Raw genomic sequence first — 25,202 nt, 5'->3', positions numbered from 1 at the left:
GCGCCCGTGCGGAGAGACGGCACGGGCCAGGGCGACACCTCGACGAATGGGAAGTCGGCACACGTGGGGGACAAGCGGACGCGCGACGACGCGGGGGACGGTCGGACGCCCGGGCGTCTCCTCGGCAGGCGGCGTCCTCCCGAGGAACCGGCGGCGGACCCGGCCCGGCCGGCGCGCGAGCCGATCACCGTCGAGCAGCTGATCGCCCGGCAGGGCGGTGAGGTGGGCCGCCGGCGTGCCGCCCGCACCGGTGAGATCCCGCTGCCGCTCGCCGTCGGGGAGCAGCCCCCGCCGCACCGGCGCGGCCTGCCGCCGGTGCCCGCGGAGGACGCCCGGCCCGCCCGCGACGAGGACGCCCGGCCTGCCCGCGACGGAGCCGGCCCCTCGGACCAGACCCCCGCGGTTCGGCGCGGCCTCCCGCCGCTGCCCGGTGCCTCCGCGGGTGTCGTGGGGAGCGGCCAGCCCGGCCCGGAGGCCGCCCAGACCCCGCGACCCGACCGGGCTCCGGAGCCGGCGGCGGCCGCGGAGACCCCGCCGCGCAGCGGCCTGCCTCCCGTCCCGCCGTCGCCCGTGCGGGCCTCCACGCCGCTGTTCCCGCCGCTGGGAGACCAGCCGCCCGGGTACCGGCCGTCCCGGCCGATCGCCCCGCTGCCGCCCATCCCGGGCCGTGACGTGCCCCTCGCGGGCGCGACCCGGCTGGCCCCGCCGAGCCCGCGGGAGCGCCGGGCGGCCCGGCGTGCGGCCCGCAGCCCCGGCCGGCGCCGGCTGATCCGCGCGGCGCTCGGCCTGCTGGTCGTCGTGGGCGTCGTCGTCGGCTACCACCTGGGCCTGTACTTCTACGTCGACCAGAGCATCCAGCGGGTGGCGGCGCTGGCCCCCCAGGGGCCGGAGGTGCTCGCCCCGGGTCTCCAGGAGGGTGCGGCCACCTACCTGGTCACCGGCACCGGCCTGCCCGGTGCGGAGGGCCCGGCCGCCGTCGCCAGCCTGCTCGTGCACGTGACCGCCGACGAGCAGCGCGCGGTCCTGGTCAGCGTCCCGCCGACCGCCCTCGTCGACACGCCCGCCTGCGTCGGCACCGACGGTGAGCTGCGCGAGCCGACCACCGAGGCGTTCGCCTCCTCGCTGCTCGACGGGGGGCCGGCCTGCATGGTCCGCGCCGTCCAGCAGGTGACCGGACTGCGGATCGACCACTACCTCGGCGTCGACCTCACCCGCCTGCCCGGCATGGTCGACGCCCTCGGTGGGGTCGGCCTGTGCCTGCCCACGGTGACCGACGCCGTGGCCGCCTCGGCCCGTCCGCTCACGGCCGGCACCAGCGAGCTCTCCGGCGAGCAGGCCACCGGCTTCCTCACCGCCGGGGACGCCGGGTCCGACGTCACCGGGGCCGCGGTGGCCGAGCGCGCCCAGGTGCTGCTCACCTCCACCCTGCGGACGGCGATGTCGTGGGGCACCCTCGGCAACCCGGTGACCCTCACGCAGTTCCTCAGCCGCGCGTCCGACGCCCTGACCGTCGACGAGGGGACCACCCTCGGCGACCTGCGCACGCTGGCCGGCACCCTGGGCGACCTGTCCGGCGACGCGGTGCAGCGCACCGGCCTGCCGGTGTCCCAGGTCGGGTACGTCCCGGCGGGCACCGACCAGGCCCTGGTGGTGCTCGACGCCGACGGCACCCGCTCGCTGTTCGACGAGGTCATCGACGAGGGACGGCTGCCGGAGGAGGTCCTCGCGCAGCAGGCGGCCGACGACGCCCCCGAGGCCGCGCCCGCGCCCGAGGCCGTTGCGTCCGCGGCGCCGACCGCCGAGGGGGAGCAGCCCGACGCTGCGCCGGCGCCGCAGCCGCTGACGGTGGCGCCCGCCGGGATCACCGTCGACGTGCTGAACGGCACCGGTACCAGCGGGCTGGCCGCCACGGTCGCCGACCAGCTGCTGGCCCAGGGCTTCGGCGTCGGCCAGGTGGGCAACGAGCCGGGCACGGTCAACGAGACCCTCATCCGGTTCGGCCCCGGTGCCGAGGAGCGGGCGCGCACGGTCGCGGCCGCCGTCCCCGGGTCGGTGCTGCAGGCCAGCGACACCATCGGCGACGGCGTGCAGCTCGTGCTGGGGCCCGGCTTCTCGAACGTCGTCCCCGTCGAGGTCCCGGCGCCGCCGCAGCCGGAGGCCGCCGAGGCGCAGCCGAGCAACGACACCCTCGCCGCGCCCGCCACCGAACCCGCCGCGAGCGAGTCCCCGGTCACCTGCTGAGAACGCGAGAGGGGGCCGCCGCGGAGAACGCGGCGACCCCCTCTGTCAGCGCAGGCAGCTCACCCGAAGCGGCCGGAGATGTAGTCCTCGGTGGCCTTCTGGTCCGGGTTGCTGAAGATCTTCTCGGTCGGGTTGAACTCGATGAGCCGGCCCGGCTGGCCCACGCCGTTGAGGTTGAAGAACCCCGTGTAGGAGCTCACCCGCGCGGCCTGCTGCATGTTGTGCGTGACGATGACGATGGTGAAGCGCTCCTTGAGCTCCGTCATCAGGTCCTCGATCGCCAGCGTGGAGATCGGGTCCAGGGCCGAGCAGGGCTCGTCCATCAGCAGGACCTCGGGCTCGACGGCGATCGCGCGGGCGATGCACAGCCGCTGCTGCTGGCCACCGGACAGGCCCGAGCCCGGGCGGTCCAGCCGGTCCTTCACCTCGTTCCAGAGGTTGGCGCCGCGCAGCGACTTCTCGACCAGGTCGTCGGTCTCGGACTTCTTCATGCGCTTGCTGTTGAGCCGGTTGCCGGCCACGACGTTGTCGTAGATCGACATCGTCGGGAACGGGTTGGGCCGCTGGAAGACCATGCCGATCGACCGACGCACGTTCACCGGGTCGACGTCGGCGCCGTAGAGGTCCTGGCCGTCCATGACGACCTTGCCCTCGACCCGGGCGCCCGGGATGACCTCGTGCATCCGGTTGATCGACCGCAGGAAGGTCGACTTCCCGCAGCCGGAGGGACCGATCAGCGCGGTGATGTTCCGGGGTTCGATGGAGACGTTGACGTCCTGCACGGCGAGGAAGTTGCCGTAGTAGATGTTGAGGTCGGAGACCTCGATGCGCTTGGCCACGTGCGTGTCCTCCTGGACGAACCCGGTCAGCGACCGGTCTTGGGGGCGAAGAATCGGGTGATCAGGCGGGCGACGACGTTGAGCGCCATCACCAGGATGATGAGGACCAGGGCCGCTGTCCACGCGCGCTCGATGGCGAACTCCGGCGGGAAGCCGGGCTGGGTCAGCTGGTAGTAGGCGAACACCGGCAGGGTCGCCATGCGGCCGTCGAACGGGTTGAGGTTGGTGCCGTTGATGATGCCGACCGTCACCAGGAGCGGTGCGGTCTCGCCGATCACGCGGGCCACGGCGAGGGTGATGCCGGTGCCCAGGCCGGCGATGGCCGTGGGGAGCACGACCTTGACGACCGTCCGCCACTTCGGGACGCCGAGCGCGTAGCTGGCCTCGCGCAGCTCGTTGGGGACGAGCTTGAGGACCTCCTCCGAGGACCGGACGACGACCGGGATCATGAGCACCGACAGCGCAACGGCACCCATGACCCCCAGCCGGATGCCGGGACCGAAGAACAGCGCGAAGAGGGCGTAGGCGAACAGCCCGGCCACGATCGACGGGATGCCGGTCATGACGTCGACGAAGAACGTGATGGCCCGCTTGAGCCGGCCGGTGCCGTACTCGACGAGGTAGATGGCGGTCAGTAGACCGATCGGCACGGAGATCACGGCGGTCAGCAGCGTGATGATGACGGTGCCGAGGATGGCGTGGTACGCGCCGCCGCCCTCACCGACGATCCCGAGCATCGAGGAGTTGAAGAACTCGGCGTCGAATCGCTTGAGGCCGTTCTCGAGCACGGTCCACACCAGGGACACCAGCGGGATCATCGCGATGGCGAAGGCCGTGGTCACCAGGGCGGTGACCAGCCGGTCGGTCCCCTTGCGCCGTCCCTCCACCTGGCGGGAGACCAGCCAGACCAGCAGCGTGCCCAGGGCGGCGCCGTAGATGACCGTCAGGGCGATGCTGAAGCCGGTGAGCGCCGAGAGGACGGCGCCGACGGCGAGGCCCAGGACGTAGAGCCCCAGCGCCGCAAAGCGGGGCAGTTGCCGGCTGCGGCGCACGGGCCCCTCGGTGGGCGGGAGGCTCGTGGGCGCGGAGCGGGTGTCGGTGGTCATCAGTTGGCTCCGGAGAAGTCGGCGCGCCGCTCGACGATCCAGCGGGCGAACATGTTGACCGCCAGGGTGATCACGAACAGGGCCAGGCCACTGGCGATCAGCGTGTTGATGGCGATGCCGGTGGACTCGGGGAACTGCAGGGCGATGTTGGCCGCGATCGTGGACGGGTTGCTGCTGGAGATCAGGTTGAACGTGATCCCGCCGGACCCGGAGAGCACGATGGCGACGGCGAGCGTCTCGCCGAGGGCGCGCCCGAGGCCCAGCATCGAGCCGCCGATGACGCCGGACTTGCCGTAGGGCAGCACCGCCATCCGGATCATCTCCCAGCGGGTGGCGCCCAGGGCCAGGGCGGCCTCCCGGTGCAGGGCCGGCGCCTGGCTGAACACCTCGCGGGAGATCGCCGAGATGATCGGCAGGATCATGACCGCGAGCACGAGCCCGGCGGTGAGCATGGTGCGGCCGGTCGCGGAGGCGGGCCCGGCGAAGAGCGGGATGAAGCCCAGGTTGTCCGCGGCCCAGGCGTAGAAGGGCACCAGGGCCGGCGCCAGCGCGGCGATGCCCCAGAAGCCGTAGACGACGCTGGGGATGGCGGCCAGCAGGTCGACGACGTAGCCGAGGCCCTGGGCGATGCGTCGGGGCGCGTAGTACGTGATGAACAGGGCGATCGCCACGGCGAGGGGCGTGGCCACCACCAGGGCGATCACCGCGGCGATCAGCGTGCCGAAGAGGAGTGGCGCGATGTAGCTGCCCAGGCCCTCGCCGCCGGGGATGTCCTCGGCGGGGGCGGTGAACGCCGGGAGCGCCTCGGCGATCAGGAAGGCGGCGACCCCGGCGAGGACCAGCAGGATGAGGATGCCGGAACCGGTCGCGCTGGCGGCGAAGATCCGGTCACCAGGGCGGCGTACCGGCCGCTTGGTCGTGGGCTCGGACGGGGTCCTGGTGGCGGTCACCCTTGCTCCGTGGGTTCGTCTCGGTCGGTGTCGGGTCCGCCCGCTCCCGGGCGGGGGTGTGGCCCGGGGCGTCGGAGGACGCCCCGGGCCACGGTCCAGGTGGGTCGGTCAGCCCGCGGTGATCGCGTCGACAGCGGACTGGGCCTGGTCGCGCAGGGCGTCCGAGATCGGGGCGCTGCCCGCGGACTCGGCTGCGGCCTGCTGGCCCTCCTCGCTGATGACGTACCCCATGAAGGCCTTGACCGCGTCGGCCTTCGCCTGGTCGTCGTACTGGATGCAGCCGACGTGGTAGCTGACCAGCACGATCGGGTACTCGCCCGAGCCCTCGGTCTGCCGGTTGACCTCGATGGCGAAGTCGTACTGACCGCGGCCCTCGACGGCGGGGGAGTTCTCGACGACCGCAGCGGCGGCCTCCGGGGTCGGGGCGACGAACTCGCTGCCGACGGCCACGTTCGCGATGCCGAGCTCGCCGGCCTGGCTGGCGTCGGCGTAGCCGATGGCGCCGGCGCCGGCCTGGACGGCGGCCACGACGCCGGAGGTGCCGTTCGCGGCCTCACCGCCGGGCAGCGGCCACTCGCCGTCGGGCTCCGAGGTCCACACGTCCCCGGCCGTCTGGAACAGGTAGTCGGTGAAGTTGTCCGTCGTGCCCGAGTCGTCGGCGCGGTGGACGGGCGTGATCGCCTGGTCCGGCAGCGTGGCGTCGGGGTTGTCGGCGGCGATCGCCGGGTCGTTCCAGTTCGTGATGGCGCCGGTGAAGATCCCGGCGAGAGTGGCCGGCGAGAGGTTGAGCTCGTCGACGCCCTCGAGGTTGTAGATGACCGCGATCGGCGAGATGTAGTTGGGCAGCTCGAAGACCTCGCCGCCGGCGCAACGCTCCTGCGCGGAGGCGAGCTCCTCGTCGTCCAGGGCCGCGTCCGAGCCGGCGAAGTCGGTGCCGCCGGCGATGAACTGCTCACGGCCACCGCCGGAGCCCACCGGGTCGTAGCTGAAGTTGATGCCAGGCTGCTGCGAGTTGAACCCCGCCTGCCAGGCCTGCATCGCGGCCTGCTGGCTGCTGGCGCCGGCGCCGACGAGGTCGCCGCTGAGCTCCGCCGCCGCGGCGCCGCCGGTGCTGTCGCTGCCGCCTCCGGCGTTCTGCTCGTTGGAGGCGCCGCACGCGGTGAGCGCGAGGGTGCCGGCCAGCGCCGTGGAGAGAGCGACGGCGCGCGACCTGGTGCTGAGCTTCAACTCAGTGCCTTTCGACTGGTGTGCCCGGACCTCGATGCCGGGCAGCGAAGAACCAACGAAGGCGAAGCTAGGCAGCCCAAGTAGACGCATCCGGGTCACTCGGTGAACGACCGGTGAACGACGGCGAAGCGTTTCCCGACCGGGTGAGAACCAGGTCACGGCCATCAGGTGAACGAGGCCGTGGCCCCGTTGCGGACGCGATCGTCCGGTACTAGACGGCCCGCCGCCACGAGACGTCGACGGCGTGCCGGGTGAAGCCGCTGCGCTCGTAGAGGGTCACCGCGGCGGTGTTGTCCTCCTCGACGTAGAGCAGGACCTGCCCCAGGCCGAGGGCGCGCAGGTGCGCCAGCCCGATGTCGGTGAGGGCGCGGCCCAGTCCGGTGCCCTGGGCGGCGGGGTCGATGCCGAGGACGTAGACCTCGCCCACCGCCTCCGGCCCCTCGTCGCCGGGCGGGTGCACCTTGGTCCAGTGCGAGCCGAGCAGCGTGCCGCCGCCGTCCGGTTCGCCGCGCCAGGCCAGGAAGAAGCCGGCCGGGTCGAACCACGGCTCGGCCTCGCGCAGCTGCAGGTCGGCGAGGGTCCAGCTGCCCTGCTCGGGGTGGGTGGCGAAGGCGCGGGCGTTGACGGCCAGCCAGGCCTGCTCGTCCCGGCCGGGCCGGAAGGGTCGTACCGTCACGCCCTCGGGGAGGGGCCGGCGCGGCTCGGGGTCGACCCCGGCCAGGTCGCGGCGCATCTGGAGCAGCACGCGCGCCCGGGTGTAACCACGCCGCGCGGCCAGCTCGGCCGACCCGGGCAGGTCGCCGTGCGCCCACACCCGGAGGGGGCGGTCGCCGGCGAGCTCCTCGAGCCGGGTCAGCAGGGTGCGGCCGACCCCCTGCCGTCGGGCGGCCGGGGCGACGACCAGCTCGGCCTCGGCGTCCCCGGTGCCGCCGCCCTCGAACCGCGCGTAGCCGGTCAGGGTGCCGTCCGACCCCTCGACCAGCACGTCCCGGCCGCCGTCCGGACCGCCGTGCTGCAGCCGCAGCTCGGCCTCCTCGGAGAGCGGGCGGACGCCGTCGGTCGCCGTCGCGGTGCGCAGCAGCGCGAGCACCGCGGCGACGTCGGCCGGGTCGAGGCGCGCGACGTCCCGGGCGGCGGAGGAGGACAGGGGGGCCTCAGACCAGCTCGGCGTCGGAGGCGGCGTCGGCCTCGCTGCGGGCGGCCGCGGCGGTGGCGTCGGCGACCTGCTGGTCGAGCTTGTAGCCGACGTTGCGCACGGTGCCGATCAGCGCCTCGTGCTCGGTGCCGAGCTTGGCCCGCAGCCGGCGCACGTGGACGTCGACGGTGCGGGTGCCACCGAAGTAGTCGTAGCCCCAGATCTCCTGCAGCAGCTGCGCGCGGGAGAAGACCCGGCCGGGGTGCTGGGCCAGGTACTTGAGCAGCTCGAACTCCTTGTAGGTGAGGTCGAGCGGACGGCCGCGGAGCTTGGCCGAGTAGCTGTGCTCGTCGATGACCAGCTCGCCGGCGGTGGTCACGCCGCTGTCGCCGCCGTCGACCGGCGTGGCAGCGGCCATGCGCCGGGCGGTGGCCCACTTCAGCCGCGCGTCGACCTCGGCCGGGCCGGCGGTGTCGAGCAGGACGTCGTCGATGCCCCAGTCGGCGGAGAGCGCCACGAGGCCGCCCTCGGAGAGCACGGCGACCAGCGCGGAGGCGACACCCGTGGAGGACAGCAGCCCGCACAGCGTGCGGGCGCCGATCAGGTCGTGGCGGGCGTCGACGAGGACGACGTCACCGGAGTCGCCGTCGAGCAGGCTGGACAGCTCGGGCGCCACCACGCGGACCTGGTGGCCCAGCAGCCCGAGGGCGGGCAGCACCTCGGTCGTGGCCTGACGGGCCGCGGTCATGAGCACGAGTCGCATGTCGTCTCCTCAGGGGAGCCGGGGACGGGGATCCGCCCGGGGGCCCACGACGGCACTGTCGAGAGACAGCAGGATAACCGACGTGTTGCCGAAGCCCTCCGTCGTGTCCGAACTGCGATCAGTGACGGTGCACACGGACGACGGCGTCCGGCTGTCGGGGGTCGTCGTCCCGGCGGCCACCGCGTGGGTGGTGCCGGGGTTCGGACACGCCGAGAACGGCGCCGCCGGCCCGCTCGTCGAGCGGATCGGCCGCTGGGCGTCTGCGACGATCAACCCGTGACAGCGGCCGCACTCGGGACCGGGGCGTGGACCCGCGGGCGCCACCTGCCCGCGGCCGCCCTGGCGGCCCTCGCCACCGCGCTGCTCGTGGTGCCCGCCGAGGTCGCGGGTGAGCCCGGGCGGGTGGCCGCCGTCGCCGCGCTCCAGCTGGCCCTCGTGGCGGCGTGGAAGCCGGCCACCGGCATCGCCGGGCGGGTCGGCGCGCCGCTGCTCGGGGTCGCCGCGGCCGCCGGGGCGGACGTGCTGCTCGTCGTCCCGGAGCGGCCGGAGCTCGGGTCGCTGCTGGCGGTGCCCGGGCTTGGCTTCCTCGCGGCCGTGCTGCACCAGATGTTCCGCCCGGCGCCGCGCCGCGACGTCGTCGGCTCGCTGGCCGGCGTGGTCCTGCTGGTCTGCGCGGTCTCGGCGCTGGCCGTGCTGCTGCTCCTGCCCGGGAACGGCGACGAGGGCCGCGTGGCGACGACGGCCCTGCTGGTCGCCGGCACCACGCTGGTCGTCGGGCACCTCGTCGACGTGGTGCTGCCGCGGCCGCGGGTCGCCGACGGCGTGCCGCGGGGGGTGCCCGGCCTGGTGGTCTCGGTGCTCGCCGGCGCGGTGCTGGCGCTGGTCCGGCACGGCTCCACGGACCTGTTCCAGGTGCTCGCCGTCCTCACCTTCGGGCTCGGTCTCGCGGGCGTCGCCGCGCTGGTCGCGCTGGCCGCGCAGTACGTGACCGCCGAGGCGCCGCGGCGGGTGTGGGCGGCGCTGCTCCTGCAGGTGGTGCTGCCGTTCGCGGCCTGCGCACCCGTCGCGTTCTCCCTCGTCCTGCAGGACGCGTTCTGATGCGCGCCCTGCTGGTGGTGCTCCTGCTGCTGGTCGGGCTGGCCGTCGTCGCGGACCGGGTCGGCGTCGGGATCGCCGAGGACCGGGTCGGCCAGGCCATCGCCGAGCGCGGCGGCCTCGCCGGGCAGCCGGAGGTCGAGATCGGCGGGTTCCCGTTCCTCACCCAGGCGGTGAGCGGCACCTACGAGGACGTGCGCATCGCGCTGACCGCGGCCGACCTGGCGCAGCCGGAGGGCACGCGGGCCGACGTCTCGCTGCGGGGCGTGCACGTCCCGCTGTCCGACGTGCTGTCCGGGTCGGTGCAGGAGGTGCCGGTCGACCGGGTCGACGGGACGGCGACGCTGTCCTACGCGCTGCTGTCGCAGCAGCTGGGCCCGGGCACCACGCTCACCCGCGAGGGCGACGGGCTGCGCGTCGAGCGGACCGTGGAGCTGGCCGGTCTGACCGTGCCGCTGACCGCCGTCGGCACGCTGAGCCTGGACGGGAACGACCTGGTCGTCGACGTCTCGGAGGCCTCCGGCGCCGGTGTCGACCTCCCGGCCGTCCTCGTGGACCAGGCCAGCGACCTGCTGGACCTGCGCTACCCGGTGCCCGAGCTGCCGTTCGGGTTGCAGCTGACCGGCGTCGCCCCGGCCGACGACGGCGTCGACGTCGCCGTGGCGGCCACCGACACCGTGCTGCGGGGCTGACCCCGGGAATCCCCCGGGGACCGGTCGGGTTGGCCGGGGCGTGAGTGCAACCGGAGCGGTCGTGCTGGCCGTCGCGCTGGCGCTGACCGCTGCGGCCGCCTGGTGGACCCGGAGGAGGAACGGCACGGTGCGCGGAGCCGGGGACGGGGAACGGTCGCCGGTGGCGTCGGTCCTCGAGGAGCTGGGCGTGCGGCCCGGCGACGCCGACCTGACCGTCGTCCAGTTCTCCACGGCGTTCTGCGGGCCGTGCCGGGCCACCCGCGCCCGGCTGCAGCAGCTGCGGGCCACCCGGCCGGGGCTCGCGTACGTCGACGTGGACGCCGAGAGCCACCTCGACGCGGTCCGCGCGCTCGACGTCCGCCGGACGCCCACGCTGCTCTACGTCGGCCGCGACGGTGCGCTCATCGGCCGCAGCAGCGGGGCTCCCCGCCCGGCGGAGCTCACCGCGCTCGTCGACGCCCACTGCGCTGCGCCGGCCGGTGCCCGGGACGGGCGGGACGCGTGATCCGTTACCCTGCGGCCGTGGGCATCCTGCTGACCTCCCGGCGCACAGTGGACCTGTGCCGCCTCGGCAGCTGCCTGTGTCCGGGCGCCTGAGGGCGAGCCCGCCTCGTCCAGACGTGCCCTGACCGCCGTCCGGAAGCCCTTCTGCCATGCCTGCTGCTCCCGATCCGACCCAGCGACTCGTCGACGTCCGGGGTCCGCGCTTCGCCGCGTGGGTCACCAGCGCCGTCCTCGCCGTCGCCCTGCTGACCGCCGGGGGATGGCTGGTGGCCGCCCAGGCCGCCGTCTTCGCCGTCGGCGCGTTCGCCGGCCTGCGGTACGCGCCCTACGGGGTGCTGTTCCGCCTCCTCGTCGCGCCGCGGCTGGGCCCGGTCCGCGAGCGGGAGCCGGAGGCACCGCCCCGGTTCGCCCAGCTCGTCGGCCTGGTCTTCGCCGTCGTGGGCGCGGCGGGCTACCTGCTCGGGGCGCCGTTCGTCGGCGCCGTCGCGACCGGCCTCGCGCTGGTCGCGGCCCTGCTCAACGCGGCCACCGGCTTCTGCCTCGGCTGCGAGCTGTACCTGTCCGTCCGCCGGGTCCTCCCGGCGCGCACTGCCTGACCGCACACCGACCGCACAGGGAGGAACACCCCCATGAGCCGCAACGACGTGCTCGTCTCCGCCGACTGGGCGCAGGAGCACCTCGGCCAGTCCGGCACCGTCTTCGTCGAGGTCGACGAGGACACCAGCGCCTACGACAAGGGCCACATCGAGGGCGCGGTGAAGCTGGACTGGAAGACCGACCTCCAGGACCCGCTGCGCCGTGACTTCGTCAGCAAGGAGCAGTTCGAGCAGCTGCTGTCCGAGCGCGGGATCAGCAACGACGACACCGTCGTCCTCTACGGCGGCAACAACAACTGGTTCGCCGCCTACGCGTACTGGTACTTCAAGCTGTACGGGCACCAGGACGTCAAGCTGATCGACGGCGGCCGCAAGAAGTGGGAGCTCGACAGCCGCCCGCTGTCCACCGACGCCGTCTCGCGGCCGGCCACCCAGTACCGGGCCCAGGAGCCCGACACCTCCATCCGCGCGTTCCGCGACGAGGTCGTCGCCGCGATCGGCCAGAAGAACCTGGTCGACGTCCGCTCGCCCGACGAGTTCGCCGGCAAGCTGGTCGCCCCGGCCCACCTCCCGCAGGAGGGCGCGCAGCGTCCGGGCCACATCCCCAGCGCCGTGAACGTGCCGTGGAGCAAGGCGGCCAACGAGGACGGCACCTTCAAGAGCGACGAGGAGCTGGCCAAGCTCTACGCCGACGCCGGCCTCGACACCAGCAAGGACACCATCGCCTACTGCCGGATCGGCGAGCGCTCCAGCCACACCTGGTTCGTGCTGCGCGAGCTGCTCGGCCACCAGAACGTCAAGAACTACGACGGCTCCTGGACCGAGTACGGCTCCCTCGTCGGCGTCCCGATCGAGAAGGGGGCCTGAGCATGTGCGGCGCTCCCAAGCAGGGCACTGCCCTGGCGGGCGTGGACCTGGCGACCCAGACGGTCATCCAGGGCTCGGTGTGGCACGACGGCGCACCGGTCGCCGGCGCCTACGTGCGGCTGCTCGACTCCACCGACGAGTTCACCGCCGAGGTCGTCACCAGTCCCGAGGGCGAGTTCCGGTTCTTCGCCGCTCCCGGCGAGTGGAAGCTCCGCTCGCTCGCGCCGGTCGGCAAGGGTGAGCGCGTCCTCACCGCGGACGTGGGCCTGAACGAGACCACGGTCGCGATCGACTGAGAACCCGTTCCGGGTCGACAGCGCCCGCTCCGGCACCCGCCGGGGCGGGCGCTGTCGCGTTCTCAGGAGATCCCGGGCGGCAGCCGGTTCGGCCCGGCCTCGGGCGGGCGCGGCCGGTCCTCGGGGTAGGTGCGGACGGCGACGAGCGCGACGTCGTCCGCGCCGTCCACCGGCACCATCCGGGCCAGCAGCGTGTCGCACAGCTCCTCGAGCGGCACCTCGCCCAGGTCGCGCAGGGCCACGCGCAGGGCGTTCAGCCCCTCGTCGAGGTCGGTGTCCCGGCGCTCGACCAGGCCGTCGGTGAACAGCAGCAGGGTCTGCCCGTCGTCGAGCTCGACGGTGTGGTCGGTGCGCGGGGCCTCGGGGTCGACGCCGAGCATGAGGTCCGGCCGGGTCTCCAGCAGCGTCGTCGTGCCGTCAGGTGCCAGCACGAGCGGTGGTGGGTGCCCGGCGTTGCTCCATCGGAGCACGCGAGTGCCGGCCACCGGGACGTCCGGACGGCGCTCGACCCGCGCGAGCACGACGGTCGCCATGCTGCTGACCGCCAGCCCCCGGGCCGCGCGCTCGGCGCGGGTCAGGGTCGCCGACGGCGGCTCCTCGTTGTCGTAGGCCAGCGCGCGCAGCAGTCCGCGTAGCTGGCCCATCGCCGCCGCGGCGTCGCTGTCGTGGCCGACGACGTCCCCGATGACCAGCGTGGTCGCGCCGTCGGGCTGCAGGAACGCGTCGTACCAGTCGCCGCCGACCTGCGCCTCGTGCGCGGCGGGGCGGTAGCGCACGGCGATGTGCAGGTGGTCCGGCTCCGGCGGTGGCGTGAGCAGGGCCTGCTGCAGCCGGTCCGACAGCGCCCGCTGGGCCGCGGCCCGCTCACCGAGGTACTGCAGGTCGGCCGCTTGCCGCTGCGCGGCGAGGTGCTCGGTGAGGTCCCGGAAGGAGACGACGACGCCGGTGACCGTGCCGTCCTCCAGCATGGGGGCGACGATCAACCCCACTGGCACCGGCCTGCCGTCGCGGTGCCAGAAGACCTCGTGGTCGGTGGCGACGGTCCGACCGGTGCGGAGCGCCTGCCACACCGGGCACTCCTCCTTGGGGTACGGGCTGCCGTCGGGGCGGACGCCGTGCAGGAGCTCGTGCTGGTCCAGGCCCAGCTGCTCCTCGGCGGAGCGACCGGTCATCCGCACGGCGGCGGGGTTGACGAACTCGACCCGGCCGGCTGCGTCCAGGCCGTAGATGCCGTCGGCGACGTTGGCCAGCACGCGCTCGTAGCGCGCCACCGTGCGGGACAGCTGCGCCTCCACCGACAGGCGGGTCGGAACGTCGTCCGCTTCCGTCCGCTGGTTCTCGATGAGGCCGCCCTCCCCCACGCGCTCGACTCGTGCCGCGGCACTCCAGCCTGCCATGCGGAGCCGCCTCACCGCCGATGGCGGCCGTGCCACCCGAGGGCCAGGACGACGGCGACGGCGAGCACGGCTCCGCCGCCCCGGGTCGCACCCGCGAACGCCGCCGCCCCGATGCTCGGGGAGGTCAGCGCGGCGACCCCGCCCACGCCCCCGCCGACGGCTGTCAGCAGTACCCAGGGCCAGGAGGCGCCGGCCGCGGGTGGGAGGGGGCGCGCGGGGGTGCGGCGCCACCACCGCAGCGCCCAGGCCAGCAGCACGAGGGCGCCGACGAGCCCGCTGGCGTACTGCAGCCAGCGGTATCCCGGCAGCAGCCCCCACTGGGCGGACAGCGCCGGCAGGTGGTCGGTGCCCCAGCGCCGCGGGTGGGTGAACTCGTCCCAGAGCACGTGGGTACCTGCGCCGACGGCGAGCGCCAGCAGCGTCCACGCGACGGCCGGCGCCGTGGCCAGGCGCCGTCGCAGACCCGGCCGGACGCCGGTCAGCCTCGCGCGCAGCGCGGTCGGCGCGACGGCGAGCGCCGGGGCCACCAGCAGGGCGTGCCACAGCGCCCAGACCAGGCCGCCGAGCAGCACGTCGACGGTGAAGATGGCGAGCGCCGTGTGGGTGGCCCAGGGGAACGGGACCGGCAGGTAGAACGGCAGGTCCGGCGCCAGGCTGCCGACGACCAGGGCCGACGGTGGCAGGGGCGTCCGCAGGAACGGCAGCACCGCCGCGGGATGGCTGCCGGTGAACGGCATCGTCGTCCCCCCGGCCTACGGGCCCGCGAGCCAGCGGCGCAGGACCTGCTGCTGCTCGGCGGCGCGTGCCCGGCCGAGGCCGAACGGGCCGACGGCGGTGACCTGGAGGGTCTGCACGGTCCCGTCCCGGAGCAGCAGCTGCAGCGCGCCCTGGGTGGGGGAGAGCGAGCCGCTCGTGGACCGGCGCACGTCCTCGATCTGGGCGCGGTCGTAGGTCGTCGTCCGCAGCTGGTTGCGGACGACGAGCCGGCCGTCGGGGGTGCTCCGCACCACCATGCCCGCGGTCCGCGCGATGACGGCGAGCCACACGACCATGAAGGCGCCCAGCGGGAGGACCGGACCCCACTCCCCGGAGCGTGCGGCGTCGAGCAGGCCGGGCGCGAAGACCAGGACGACGCCGGCCACGGCCACGAGGCCGGCCACGACCCGCGCGACCAGGGGTGGCCGGATCTCGACGGTCACCCGCGGCCCAGCCCGACGAGCGCGGCCAGCTCGCCCATCGCCCGGTCGAAGTAGCGGTCGGCGTCCTGCACCGAGCCGACGAAGTGCCCGAACAGCTCGAAGCTGATCGTCCCGTAGAGCGCACTCCAGGCCAGCAGTGCCCGCAGTCGGACGGCGTCGTCGAGCGCCGGGTGCTCGCCGCCGAGCACCGCGATCGCATCGTCACTGACGAGCGCCGGGTCCCGGTCGCCCCCGGCCGTCTCCGGCAGCGCACCGCTGCGGGCGGCGTCCCCCAGGACGTGCCCGAGGACGACGCCGACGCGACTGGCCGCGGGCACGGTGTCCCGCGGCGCCGCGTAGCCGGGCACCGGTGAGCCGTAGAGCAGCGCGTACTCGTGCGGGTGGGCCCGAGCCCACTCCCGGACGGCGCGGCAGACGGCCAGCCACCGCTCCCGCGGTGCGGCGCCCGGGTCGTCGGCGGCCTCCGCGACGGCCCCGAGGGCGTCGTATCCGTCGATGATCAGCCGGGTCAGCAGGTCGTCCCGGCTGGGGAAGTAGCGGTACAGCGCCGACGAGGCCATGCCGAGCTCCCGGGCCACGGCCCGCAGCGACAGCGCGGCGGCCCCCACCTCGGCCAGCTGTCGCCGCGCGGCGTCGGTGATCTCGGCGGTCAACTCGGCGCGGACCCGTTCACGGGCGGTGGGCGGCACGCGCCCATCATGATCGGTTGAGATCGCTGCACGCAAGTGTGAACACTGCTCTTGACGGGCGACGGTCGCCGTGCGAGCGTCGACCGCATCCGAGAGCACTGCTCTCGATCCATCGAGGAGGAGTTCGCCATGGCACTGCACGTGATCGTCGGCAAGGGCCCGGTCGGGACGACGACCGCCGAGCTGCTCGCCGCGCGGGGCCACCGCGTCCGGGTCCTGTCGCGCAGCGGCGGGACGTCCACCGGCACGGTCGAGCACCGGCGCGTCGACGCCACCGACGCCGACGCCCTCGCCGCCGCCGCGCAGGGGGCCGACGCCCTCTACAACGCGGTGAACCCCGCCTACCACCGCTGGGCCACCGACTGGCCGCCGGTCGCGACGGCGCTGCTCACCGCCGCCGAGCGCACCGGCGCGGTGCTGGTCACGATGGCCAACCTCTACGTCTACGGCCGCCCGGCCGGCCCGATGACCCCCGACAGCCCGCTGACCGCCACGGACCTCAAGGGCGTCGTCCGGCGGCGCATGTGGGAGGAGGCGCTGGCCGCGCACGAGGCCGGCCGGGTGCGGGTCACCGAGGCCCGTGCCGCGGACTTCGTCGGCCCGCAGGTGCCGGCGGAGCACTCCCACCTGGTCCGCCAGCTGCCCGCCCTGCGCCGTGGGCGGCGCGCCTGGGTGGTCGGCGACCCCGACGCCCCGCGCAGCTGGGCCTACCTGCCCGACGTCGCCGTCACGCTGGCGACCCTCGGCACCGACGAGCGCGCGCTCGGCCGCGCCTGGCACGTCCCCAGCGCGCCGCCGCGGTCCCAGCGGCAGGCGCTGACCGACCTGGCCGCGGCCCTGGGGATGCCTGCCCCGCGCGTCTCCCGCATCCCGTGGACGGTGCTGCGCGGGATCGGACTGGTCTCCCCGGTCATGCGCGAGGTCGTCGACGTCCGCCACCAGTTCGACCAGGAGTACGTCATCGACGCCACGGCCACCACGGCGACCTTCGGGCTGACCGCGACGCCGTGGGACGAGGTCGTGGCCGCGACCGTCGGCGCTCTCCCGGCGACCGCCTGACGAAGGACCCCGTCCTCCTCGCCGCTCGCAGGCTCGAGGCGGGCCTCTGGGCGGGGCCGTTCCAGCACGTCACCAGCGGGTCCTACGGTGGAGCGCATGGTCTCTGCCTGGGTCCTCGTCACCCTGGCGTCGCTCGCCGCCCTCGGCTGCGGGTACGGCGCCGCCCGGCTCGCCCGCCGGCCCGAGGGGACGCGTCGATGACCGACGCGACCGAGCTGCCGGTCCCCGACACCGTCGACGTCCGCTCGGGGCCGGAGGTCTCCGACGAGCTGCTCGCGGTGCTGCCGCTGCTCGGTGAGTGGCACGGCGAGGGCCAGGCTGCCGGCGCCGGGGGTGACCACCGGTTCGGCCAGTGGATCCGGTTCAGCCACGACGGGCGCGGGTTCCTCGCCTACGAGTCGCGCACCTGGCGGCTCACCGACGACGGGCAGATCGTCGGTCCGGAGCACCGGGAGTCCGGCTTCTGGCGGCCGCGCGGCCGGGACGACGTCGAGCTGCTCGTGGCCAGCCCCGAAGGGCTGGTGGAGATCTACGTCGGCCGGGCCCGGACGACGACCAGCTGGGAGCTGACCAGCGACGTCGTCGCCCGGACGCCGGACGCCCCCGACGTGGCCCGCGCCGTCCGGCTCTACGGCATCGTCGAGGGCGCGCTCATGTACGCCATCGACCGCGCGGGCACCGACGCGCCGCTGGCACCGACCATGTCCGCCCGCCTGGAACGGATCCGATGACCGACGCCGGCCCCGCCACCCCGAGAGCCGTCGCCGACCGGTACGTCGACGCCGTCTGCGACCTCGACCCGATCGTCGCCACGTCGCTGGGCACCCGGCCCGGCGACGACCGCCTGCCCGACCCCAGCCCGGCCGGCCTCGAGGCCGAGGCCCGGCTGGCCCGCGACACCCTCGCCGAGCTGGACCGGGTGCTCGCCGCGGACCCGGCGCTCGCCGACGACCCGGTGGAGCGGCGCTGCGCCCGGTTGCTGCGCGAGCGGCTCGGCGCCGAGCTGGCCGCCCACGAGGCCGGGGAGGGGCTGCGGGCGCTGTCGAACCTGGCCAGCCCGGTGCACTCGATGCGGCAGGTCTTCCTGCTCATGCCCGCGGCCTCCGACGAGGACTGGGCGGTGATCGCCCGGCGCATGGCCCGGGTGCCGGAGGCCTACCGCGGCTTCCGCGCCGCCCTGGAGGAGGGCGCCCGCCGCGGGCTGTTCGTCGCCCCGCGGCAGGTGTCCACCGTGGTCGACCAGCTCGGGGAGTGGCTGGCCGGGCCGTTCTTCGGGATCTTCGCCGCCCGGGGCCCGGAGTCGCTGCGCGGCGACCTGACGGCCGCGGCGCGCGCGGCCGACGAGGCGGTGGCCGAGGTCCGGGACTTCCTCCGGGACGGCTACGGTCCGCGGGCAGAGGGGACGCCGGACGCCGTCGGCCGCGACCGCTACGCGCTGGCCGCCCGCCGCTGGACCGGGTCCGATCTCGGCGCGGGCTCCGGGCTGGAGGAGGCCTACGCCTGGGGCTGGGCCGAGCACCGGCGGATCCTCGCCGAGCAGCGGACCGAGGCCGAGCGGGTGGTGCCCGGGAGCACGCCCATGGAGGCCATGCGCTGGCTGGACGTGCACGGCCCCGCCGTCGACGGCGTCGAGGCGATCCGGCTGCGGCTGCAGCAGATGATGGACGACGCCATCGAGGCCCTGCACGGCACGCACTTCGACCTGGCCGAGCCGGTGCGCCGGGTCGAGGCGATGATCGCGCCGCCGGGCAGCGCGGCGGCCCCCTACTACACCCGGCCCGCGCAGGACTTCTCGCGGCCGGGTCGCACCTGGCTGCCGACGATGGGCCGGGAGCGCTTCCCGCTGTGGGACCTGACCTCGATCTGGTACCACGAGGGCGTCCCGGGCCACCACCTGCAGCTGGCGCAGTGGGCGCTGGTCTCCGGGGAGCTGTCGACCTACCAGACGTCGCTGGGCTCGGTGAGCTCGAACGTCGAGGGCTGGGCTCTCTACGCCGAGCGGCTCATGGACGAGCTCGGCTACTTCGCCGACCCCGGCACCCGCCTGGGCTTCCTCGACGCGCAGCAGTTGCGCGCCATGCGGGTCGTGGTCGACATCGGCATGCACCTGGGCCTGCCGGTGCCCGACGACGCCGACGGGGTGCTGGCCGACCACCGCGGCCGGCCCTGGACGCCGGAGCTGGGCCGCGCCTTCTTCGGCGAGCACAGCGGGGCCACGCCGGCCTTCCTCGACAGCGAGCTCGTCCGCTACCTGGGCCTGCCCGGCCAGGCGATCAGCTACAAGCTCGGTGAGCGGGCCTGGCTCGAGGGCCGGGACGCCGCCCGCAAGGCCCGCGGCGACGCCTTCGACCGCAAGGCCTGGCACATGGCCGCGCTCTCGCAGGGGTCGCTCGGGCTCGACGACCTCGCCGCGGAGCTCGCCGCCCTCTGAGGTCAGACGCGGTCGGGTGGCAGCGGGTTGATCGTGTCGGCGTCCCAGGTGACGCGCTGGGCGGGGGAGACCTCGGCGGCCTCCAGTCCGTCGGCGGCCAGGACGGCGTCGACGCACGCCCGGCTGCCGCCGACGTAGGTGGTGACCAGGTCGATGTCGGTGGCGACGAGCCACGCGCGGTCGGCCGGCCACCAGATGCCGGCGCTCTGCTCCCAGGGCTCGTCGGCCATGTTGGCCGCGGCCAGCTCGACCGGACCCCGCACGAGCGCGTGCAGCCGGTGACCCGGGGAGCACGGGACCGTCGGCGTGCCCTCCGGCAGGAACCCGAAGTCGGCCGAGACGCCGAGGAAGCAGTCGTCGGGCGTGGTCGTGTGCCGGCGCAGGACCGCGGCCAGGTGGCGGGCGAGGCGCTCGGGCAGGTGCCCGCGTGCCGGGGCGTCGTCCCACAGCGGGGTCTGGTTGTCCTCGCCGAAGTAGTCCATCGACCCGGTGATCGAGCCCCACTCCATCGCGGGGTGGGCCACCGTGCGGTTGGCCGCGGCGACCTCGGCCCAGGGCACGTGGACGTCGTCGTCCCCGGCGTACCGCACGGCGGGGTGGAAGACGCGGGCGTAGGCGGCGAAGACCGGCGGGACGAGCGAGGCGACCGCGTGCTCGGCGAACGGGTGGACGGCGTCGGCGATCCACGTGCCGGGGGAGACGTCCGTCTCGACCGAGCGGCCGGCGAACACGCGCGGACCTCCCCCGGAGAACGGACAACCCCCGGGCTGCTCCGCGGCGCTGACCCTGCACTGGCAGGGGAGCTGCACGCGGGCCGACTGGACAAGTGTCGGCGGCCCGGGGGTCGGGTGACTGTCCGGTTCTCGCTCGCCGCCGTACGACGGACGGGCGATCTGCCGTCGTTCAGACTGTCGTCTGAACGGGCGGCCCATCTGGACGGCGGCTAGCGGACAGCCACCTCACGAGTCCGATAAGCATGCAAAGTTCGGACCACCTCCCTTCTCGTGTACCTCGACGGTACGTCGCTCTCGAGGGGTCGGCAACGCGGTTTCCTCAGCTGTGGGCGGAATCGTCCGGGGCGGCGTCGAAGACGTCGGGGACCCCGTCGGCGTCACGGTCCACGCGTTCTGCCTCGGACATCTGCCGGTAGCGGCGGTTGCGCAGCCGCAGCACGACGGTGGCGGTGAGCGCCGCGGCCAGCGTGCCGGTGAGGATGCCGACCTTCGCGTGGTCGTACGTCGGCGAGCCCAGGCCGTAGGCGAGCTCGGTGATCAGCAGCGAGACCGTGAAGCCGATGCCGCCCAGCAGGGCGAGGCCGACCACGTCGGGCCAGCCCAGGTTCTCGTCGAGCTGCGCGCGGGTGAACCGGGCCACGAGCCAGGTCGCCGCGGTGATCCCGATCGCCTTGCCCGCGACGAGTCCCACGGTGATGCCCACGGCGACGCTGTCGGTGACCGAGGCGGCCAGCCCGGAGACCCCGCCGACCGCCACGCCGGCGGAGAAGAACGCGAACACCGGGACGGCGACGCCGGCCGACAGCGGCCGGAAACGGTGCTCGAAGTGCTCGGCCATCCCCGGACCGGCGTCTGGCCCGCCGGCCGCCTGGCTGCGCACCACCGGCACGGTGAAGGCCAGCAGCACGCCGGCCACCGTGGCGTGCACCCCGGACTCGTGCACGAGGACCCAGGTGACCGCCGCGAGCGGGAGGAGCAGCCACCACGAACGGATCCGCTTCTGGACGAGGAGGCCGAACAGGGCCAGCGGAATCAGCGCGAGCAGCAGCGGCGCGACCGAGAAGTCGTCGGTGTAGAAGATCGCGATCACCACGATCGCCAGCAGGTCGTCGACGACGGCCAGGGTGAGCAGGAACGTCCGGAGCGCGCTGGGCAGGTGGGTGCTGATCACCGCGAGGACGGCGAGGGCGAAGGCGATGTCGGTGGCCGAGGGGATCGCCCAGCCGCGGAGAGCGCCGTCGTCCCGGGTGAGGTTGAACAGCACGAAGAACAGGGCCGGTACGGCCATCCCCCCGACCGCGGCGGCGACCGGCAGCGCGGCGCGGCGCGGGTCGCGCAGGTCACCGGCCACGAACTCGCGCTTGAGTTCCAGCCCGGCGACGAAGAAGAAGACGGCGAGCAGCCCGTCGGCCGCCCAGGTGCCGAGGGTGAGGTCCAGGTGCAGCGACGCCGGGCCGACCCGGGTGTCCCGGAGGGCCTCGTAGGCCTCCGCCCAGGGGGAGTTGGCCCAGACCAGCGCGAGAGCTGCCGCACCGAGCAGCAGCGCCCCGCCCACGGTCTCCTTGCGGAGGACCGAGGCGATCCGGCTCGCCTCGGCCCAGGAGCCGCGGCCGAAGAGCCGGGGGGAGGTGGATGGCGTCGTCACGGGGTGGCTCCAGGGGAAGGGGTCGGGTCGGGACCTGCCGACCAGACTTCCCGGCGCACCTGTGCCGCAGCCTACCGGGCACCTCCCGCGGGCACCGGCGGGCGGTGGCGCGCTCCGTACAGTGGGCGCCGTGACTGCCCGCTCCACGCCCGGTCCCCGGGGCAGCCGGTGAGGCTCGCCGAGCTCGCCGGGCGCCGGGTCGGCGTCTGGGGCCACGGCCGCGAGGGACGGGCCGCCGTCCGCGCCGCGCAGGCGGCCGGCGCCGCGGGCCTCCTCGTGGTCGACGCCGTCCCCCCCGCCGCCGGCGACCTGCCGGCCGGCGTCGAGGCCGGCACCGACGTCGCGGCGCTGGGCACCTGCGACGTCGTCCTGCGGTCGCCGGGTATCAGCCCCTACCGCGAGGACGCGCAGGCCCTGGCCGCCCGGACGACGATGGCATCGGGCACCGGGATCGCGCTGGCCGAGTTCGGCGCGCGGTCGGTGCCGACCCTCTGCGTCACCGGCACCAAGGGGAAGAGCACCACCAGCGCGCTGGCCGCCGCCGTCCTCACCGCGGCCGGGCGGCCCGCGGTGCACGCGGGGAACATCGGCACGCCGCTGCTCGACGTCCTGCTGGACGGTGTCGTCACCGACGGGACGTCGCTGGTCGTCGAGGTGTCCAGCTACCAGGCGGCCGCGGTCGACGACTACTCCGGCTTCGGCGCGGTCACCTCCCTGGCGCCCGAGCACCTCGACTGGCACCGCTCCGTCGACGCCTACTACCGCGACAAGCTGCACGTGTTCGCCGGCTGCGGCCCGGCGACGGTGGTCGTGGGCGGGCAGGCCCGCGCGACCGCCGAGCGGTACCTGGACCCGGCGGTGCTCCTCGACCCGGCCGACGTCGTCGCCGCGGAGTTGCTGGCCGGCTTCCGACCGGCGCACCTGCCGGGCGTGCACAACGTGGCCAACCTGCACGTGGCGCTCGCCGCCTGCGCGCGGATGGGCGTCGACCTCGCCGTCTCCGGCGACGCCGTGCGGGCCGCGGTGGCCGACTTCCGGGCGCTGCCGCACCGGCTCTCCCCGGTCGCCACCCGGGACGGCGTCACGTTCGTCGACGACACGCTGAGCACCACCCCGGTGTCGGTGCTCGCCGCCCTGGAGGCGTTCGCCGGGCAGCGGGTGACCCTGCTCGCCGGCGGGCAGGACCGCGGCCTGGACTACGCCGACCTGGCCCGCGCAGTGGTGGCCCGCGACGGGAGCGTGCGGGTGGTCACCGTGCCCGACACCGGGGCGCGGCTGGCCGCCGACATCCGCGCGGCGGCGGCCGAGGCCCGGGTCGCCGCGCCGGTCACCGAGACGGCGTCCCTCGACGAGGCGGTCGCCGAGGCCCTGCGGACGGCGCCGCGGGGCGGGGTCGTGCTGCTCTCGCCCGGCGCCCCCAGCTACAACCGCTACCGCAACTACGAGGAGTTGGCACGGACCTATGAGCAGATCCTCCTCGACGCCGGAGCAGAGCGTGTCTGACGCCTTCGTCGTGGCCGACCGCTCCCTGGACCTCGCCACGGGTGAGGCGGCGTTCACCTATCGGCTGGGCGAGTTCGAGTTCACCGAGCGGCTCACCCTGGACCCGGCGCTGCTGACCGGCGCGGACCCCGCCCGGCTCGACGCCGCCCTCGACCTGGTCCACCTGGTCATGGGCACCAGCTACTACAAGCTGCGCGCGCCGGGCCGGGTCGTCGTGCGCCGGCCGATCACCAAGGCCCAGTTCGCCGTGGCCGAGGCCGCGTACACCCACGGGCTGGGCGAGTTCGCGGCGGTCAACCGGCTGCCCGTCCCGCACGAGGTGGCGTGGGAGGTCGAGCTGCGGTCGGCCGACCCGGTCCCGTCCGACGCCGGGGGCCGCGGCGCGCTGCTGCCCGTCGGCGGCGGCAAGGACTCCGCGCTGGCGCTGGTCGTCGTGACCCCGGCCACCGCGCTGGCGGTGAACCCGACCGACGCCCAGCGCGAGGTCACGGCCGCCGCGGGGGTGCCACTGCTCGGCGTCCGCCGGCGGCTGGACCCGCTGCTGGCCGAGCGGACGGCGGCCGGCGGGCTCAACGGCCACGTGCCGGTCACCGCGATCAACTCGGCGATCTCCACGCTGGTCGCGGTGCTCGGCGGGTTCGACCCGGTGGTGTTCGCCAACGAGCGGTCGGCCGACGAGGAGACGCTCGAGGTCGACGGCGCGCGGGTCAACCACCAGTACTCGAAGTCCTACGAGTTCGAGCGGTTCTTCGCCGCGGCCGCCGCCGAGGTGGGCGTCGGCTACTTCAGCCTCACCCGGCAGCTGTCGGAGCTGGCCACCGTCGCCGCCGTGGCCGGGCTGCCCGGCCTGCGCGGGCACATCCTCAGCTGCAACCGCTCCTACACGCAGCGGCACATGGGCTTCGGGGAGGGCGGCACGGCGACCCAGAAGTGGTGCCTGCACTGCGACAAGTGCCTGTTCACCTTCCTCTGCTTCGCGGTGTTCCTGGAGCCGGCCGAGGCCGTCGAGATGTTCGGCGGCAACCCGCTGGAGGACCTCTCCCTGGTCGAGGGCTTCCGCGTGCTGTGGGCCACCGAGAAGCCGTTCGACTGCGTGGGGGAGCGGGCGGAGAGCGCCGCGGCCATGGCGCACCTGGCCGGCAGCACGGCGTGGAGCGGGTACCCCGTCGTCCGCGCGCTGGGCGGGGAGGCGTCGGCGTTCGCCGCGGTCACCGGCGCCACGGTCGCCGGGTTCCTCGAGCCGCGGGGGGAGCACGCGGTCCCCGAGACGCACCTGGCCGCGCTGCGACGGGTGCTCGCGGAGGCCCGCCCGCCGGTGCGGTGAGCGTCGCCGACGCGCCCGGCGCCGCGCGGCTGGCGGCGATCGAGCGGGCGGCGCTGCGGCCCGGCGCGCGTGACGTCAGCGGGATCGGCGCGTCCGTCGCCGGCCAGCTCGCCCGGCTGGCCGCGGCCCTGGCCGACGCCGGCCGCGCCCGGTCCCGGGTCGGCCTGGTGACCGGCGTCCACATCGCCTGGGCGCCCCGGCCCGCGGCGGAGACCGACGGGCCCGTGGGCACCGCCGTCCTCGCCGCGGCGCTGGCCGCGCTCGGCGCCGAGCCGGTGGTCGTCACCGACGAGCCGTGCGCCGAGGTGACCGCGGCCTGCCTGTCCGTGCTGGGCCAGGGCCGGCTGACGGTCGTCCCGCCGGGGGACGACGAGGCCACGGTCACCGCCCGGGTGGCGGGGCTGGACCTCACCCACCTGGTGGCCGTGGAGCGCCTGGGGCCCAACGTCGACGGCCGGGTGCTGACGATGCGGGCGGTGGACATCACGTCGTCCACCGCCCCGCTGCACGCCGCGTTCGCCCTGCCGGGGCTGGTCACCGGCGCGGTCGGCGACGGCGGCAACGAGATCGGCATGGGCAACGTGCCGGCCGACGTGGTCGCCGCCTGCGTGGCGCACGGCGCGGGGATCGCCTGCCGGGTGCCGGTGGACGCGCTGGTGACCGCCGGCACGTCCAACTGGGGCTGCTACGCGCTGGTCGCCGCGCTCGCGGTGCTGGCCCCCCGGCACGGGCCGGCGCTGCGGGCTCTGCTGGACCCGGCGGTGGACGCCGGCGTGCTCGACGCGGCCACCGCCGCGGGCGGGATCGACGGGGTGACCGGCTCCCCGGGCGCCTCGGTCGACGGGGTGCCCGTGGCCGCCTACGCCGACCTGCTCGCCGACCTCCGCGAGCTGGCCCGGGAATAGGCTCC

At 75.0% G+C, this 25,202-nt stretch carries 26 protein-coding genes; 14 read left to right on the top strand and 12 right to left on the bottom strand.

Annotated elements, in window-relative coordinates:
• Nucleotides 1–63: 63 nt before the first annotated feature.
• Nucleotides 64–2,241, top strand: a complete 2,178-nt coding sequence (locus ACI79D_RS00515; RefSeq protein WP_456916331.1) for a LytR C-terminal domain-containing protein — start codon at nt 64–66, stop codon at nt 2,239–2,241.
• Nucleotides 2,242–2,300: 59 nt separating this feature from the next.
• Here ACI79D_RS00515 and pstB read toward each other — a convergent pair whose 3' ends face one another.
• The 6 genes from pstB to ACI79D_RS00485 form a co-directional block, all read right to left on the bottom strand.
• Nucleotides 2,301–3,080 carry a phosphate ABC transporter ATP-binding protein PstB gene (gene pstB, locus ACI79D_RS00510; RefSeq protein ID WP_456916330.1) on the bottom strand — a complete coding sequence of 260 codons (780 nt, stop codon included), beginning with the start codon at nt 3,078–3,080 and terminating at the stop codon, nt 2,301–2,303.
• Nucleotides 3,081–3,106: 26 nt separating this feature from the next.
• On the bottom strand, nt 3,107–4,186 hold the full coding sequence (pstA, locus tag ACI79D_RS00505) for a phosphate ABC transporter permease PstA (RefSeq protein ID WP_456916329.1): 1,080 nt from the start codon (nt 4,184–4,186) through the stop codon (nt 3,107–3,109).
• Entirely contained in the window at nt 4,186–5,136 is a 951-nt protein-coding gene (gene pstC / locus ACI79D_RS00500) for a phosphate ABC transporter permease subunit PstC (protein ID WP_456916328.1), read from the bottom strand. The genes pstA and pstC overlap by 1 nt, the downstream gene beginning before the upstream one ends.
• A gap of 108 nt (nt 5,137–5,244) precedes the next feature.
• The gene (gene pstS / locus ACI79D_RS00495; RefSeq protein WP_456916327.1) at nt 5,245–6,363 is read right to left on the bottom strand and encodes a phosphate ABC transporter substrate-binding protein PstS; all 1,119 of its coding nucleotides are present in this window, start codon (nt 6,361–6,363) and stop codon (nt 5,245–5,247) included.
• A 211-nt stretch (nt 6,364–6,574) separates the two neighbouring features.
• Nucleotides 6,575–7,510, bottom strand: coding sequence for a mycothiol synthase (gene mshD, locus ACI79D_RS00490; protein WP_456916597.1), 936 nt, complete (start codon nt 7,508–7,510; stop codon nt 6,575–6,577).
• 7 nt (nt 7,511–7,517) lie between these two features.
• Nucleotides 7,518–8,261 (bottom strand): winged helix-turn-helix transcriptional regulator, encoded by a 744-nt coding sequence (locus ACI79D_RS00485; RefSeq protein WP_456916326.1) that lies wholly within the window; start codon nt 8,259–8,261, stop codon nt 7,518–7,520.
• A 121-nt stretch (nt 8,262–8,382) separates the two neighbouring features.
• Here ACI79D_RS00485 and ACI79D_RS00480 point away from each other — a divergent pair, with 121 nt between their 5' ends.
• The 7 genes from ACI79D_RS00480 (at nt 8,383) to ACI79D_RS00450 (ending at nt 12,311) form a co-directional block, all read left to right on the top strand.
• Nucleotides 8,383–8,541: a hypothetical protein gene (locus ACI79D_RS00480; RefSeq protein ID WP_456916325.1), complete on the top strand. Its 159-nt coding sequence runs from the start codon at nt 8,383–8,385 to the stop codon at nt 8,539–8,541.
• Nucleotides 8,538–9,359 (top strand): hypothetical protein, encoded by an 822-nt coding sequence (locus ACI79D_RS00475; RefSeq protein ID WP_456916324.1) that lies wholly within the window; start codon nt 8,538–8,540, stop codon nt 9,357–9,359. Before ACI79D_RS00480 ends, ACI79D_RS00475 begins: the two co-directional genes overlap by 4 nt.
• The gene (locus ACI79D_RS00470) at nt 9,359–10,048 is read left to right on the top strand and encodes an LmeA family phospholipid-binding protein (protein WP_456916323.1); all 690 of its coding nucleotides are present in this window, start codon (nt 9,359–9,361) and stop codon (nt 10,046–10,048) included. Before ACI79D_RS00475 ends, ACI79D_RS00470 begins: the two co-directional genes overlap by 1 nt.
• Before the next feature lie 40 nt (nt 10,049–10,088).
• Entirely contained in the window at nt 10,089–10,553 is a 465-nt protein-coding gene (locus ACI79D_RS00465) for a thioredoxin family protein (RefSeq protein WP_456916322.1), read from the top strand.
• A 148-nt stretch (nt 10,554–10,701) separates the two neighbouring features.
• Nucleotides 10,702–11,148, top strand: coding sequence for a DUF4395 domain-containing protein (locus ACI79D_RS00460; protein ID WP_456916321.1), 447 nt, complete (start codon nt 10,702–10,704; stop codon nt 11,146–11,148).
• A 33-nt stretch (nt 11,149–11,181) separates the two neighbouring features.
• On the top strand, nt 11,182–12,015 hold the full coding sequence (locus tag ACI79D_RS00455; protein WP_456916320.1) for a sulfurtransferase: 834 nt from the start codon (nt 11,182–11,184) through the stop codon (nt 12,013–12,015).
• A 2-nt stretch (nt 12,016–12,017) separates the two neighbouring features.
• A complete protein-coding gene (locus ACI79D_RS00450; RefSeq protein ID WP_456916319.1) occupies nt 12,018–12,311 on the top strand; it encodes a DUF1416 domain-containing protein in 294 nt (97 codons plus the stop codon).
• Between the two features lie 62 nt (nt 12,312–12,373).
• Here the strand turns inward: ACI79D_RS00450 and ACI79D_RS00445 are convergent, their stop codons facing one another.
• Genes ACI79D_RS00445 through ACI79D_RS00430 form a run of 4 tightly spaced genes read right to left on the bottom strand, consistent with a single transcriptional unit; the run spans nt 12,374 to nt 15,596 of the window.
• On the bottom strand, nt 12,374–13,708 hold the full coding sequence (locus tag ACI79D_RS00445; protein WP_456916318.1) for a PP2C family protein-serine/threonine phosphatase: 1,335 nt from the start codon (nt 13,706–13,708) through the stop codon (nt 12,374–12,376).
• 11 nt (nt 13,709–13,719) lie between these two features.
• On the bottom strand, nt 13,720–14,445 hold the full coding sequence (locus ACI79D_RS00440) for a DUF4184 family protein (protein ID WP_456916317.1): 726 nt from the start codon (nt 14,443–14,445) through the stop codon (nt 13,720–13,722).
• A 15-nt stretch (nt 14,446–14,460) separates the two neighbouring features.
• Nucleotides 14,461–14,907 (bottom strand): hypothetical protein, encoded by a 447-nt coding sequence (locus tag ACI79D_RS00435; RefSeq protein WP_456916316.1) that lies wholly within the window; start codon nt 14,905–14,907, stop codon nt 14,461–14,463.
• The gene (locus tag ACI79D_RS00430; RefSeq protein WP_456916315.1) at nt 14,904–15,596 is read right to left on the bottom strand and encodes a TetR/AcrR family transcriptional regulator; all 693 of its coding nucleotides are present in this window, start codon (nt 15,594–15,596) and stop codon (nt 14,904–14,906) included. The genes ACI79D_RS00435 and ACI79D_RS00430 overlap by 4 nt, the downstream gene beginning before the upstream one ends.
• Nucleotides 15,597–15,725: 129 nt before the next feature.
• Here ACI79D_RS00430 and ACI79D_RS00425 point away from each other — a divergent pair, with 129 nt between their 5' ends.
• The 3 genes from ACI79D_RS00425 to ACI79D_RS00415 all read left to right on the top strand — a co-directional run bounded on the left by ACI79D_RS00425 (nt 15,726) and on the right by ACI79D_RS00415 (nt 19,086).
• Nucleotides 15,726–16,655 carry an NAD-dependent epimerase/dehydratase family protein gene (locus ACI79D_RS00425; RefSeq protein WP_456916314.1) on the top strand — a complete coding sequence of 310 codons (930 nt, stop codon included), beginning with the start codon at nt 15,726–15,728 and terminating at the stop codon, nt 16,653–16,655.
• A gap of 197 nt (nt 16,656–16,852) precedes the next feature.
• Nucleotides 16,853–17,386, top strand: a complete 534-nt coding sequence (locus ACI79D_RS00420) for an FABP family protein (RefSeq protein ID WP_456916313.1) — start codon at nt 16,853–16,855, stop codon at nt 17,384–17,386.
• The gene (locus ACI79D_RS00415; RefSeq protein WP_456916312.1) at nt 17,383–19,086 is read left to right on the top strand and encodes a DUF885 domain-containing protein; all 1,704 of its coding nucleotides are present in this window, start codon (nt 17,383–17,385) and stop codon (nt 19,084–19,086) included. The genes ACI79D_RS00420 and ACI79D_RS00415 overlap by 4 nt, the downstream gene beginning before the upstream one ends.
• A 2-nt stretch (nt 19,087–19,088) precedes the next feature.
• Here ACI79D_RS00415 and ACI79D_RS00410 read toward each other — a convergent pair whose 3' ends face one another.
• Both ACI79D_RS00410 and nhaA read right to left on the bottom strand, forming a co-directional pair.
• Complete coding sequence (locus tag ACI79D_RS00410) at nt 19,089–19,817, bottom strand: hypothetical protein (RefSeq protein WP_456916311.1); 729 nt, start codon at nt 19,815–19,817, stop codon at nt 19,089–19,091.
• Between the two features lie 322 nt (nt 19,818–20,139).
• Nucleotides 20,140–21,465, bottom strand: a complete 1,326-nt coding sequence (gene nhaA / locus ACI79D_RS00405; protein WP_456916310.1) for a Na+/H+ antiporter NhaA — start codon at nt 21,463–21,465, stop codon at nt 20,140–20,142.
• A 168-nt stretch (nt 21,466–21,633) separates the two neighbouring features.
• On the opposite strand from nhaA, the gene murD reads away from it, so the two are divergent.
• Genes murD through ACI79D_RS00390 form a run of 3 tightly spaced genes read left to right on the top strand, consistent with a single transcriptional unit; the run spans nt 21,634 to nt 25,197 of the window.
• On the top strand, nt 21,634–22,968 hold the full coding sequence (gene murD / locus ACI79D_RS00400; protein ID WP_456916309.1) for a UDP-N-acetylmuramoyl-L-alanine--D-glutamate ligase: 1,335 nt from the start codon (nt 21,634–21,636) through the stop codon (nt 22,966–22,968).
• A complete protein-coding gene (locus ACI79D_RS00395; protein WP_456916308.1) occupies nt 22,961–24,292 on the top strand; it encodes a hypothetical protein in 1,332 nt (443 codons plus the stop codon). Before murD ends, ACI79D_RS00395 begins: the two co-directional genes overlap by 8 nt.
• Nucleotides 24,289–25,197 carry a glutamate cyclase domain-containing protein gene (locus ACI79D_RS00390; protein ID WP_456916307.1) on the top strand — a complete coding sequence of 303 codons (909 nt, stop codon included), beginning with the start codon at nt 24,289–24,291 and terminating at the stop codon, nt 25,195–25,197. Before ACI79D_RS00395 ends, ACI79D_RS00390 begins: the two co-directional genes overlap by 4 nt.
• Nucleotides 25,198–25,202 lie beyond the last annotated feature (5 nt).

It is taken from the genome of Geodermatophilus sp. SYSU D00708 (assembly GCF_054050115.1).
Note: the sequence above shows the minus strand (reverse complement) of the source record. Positions and strands in the feature narration are given on the sequence as shown.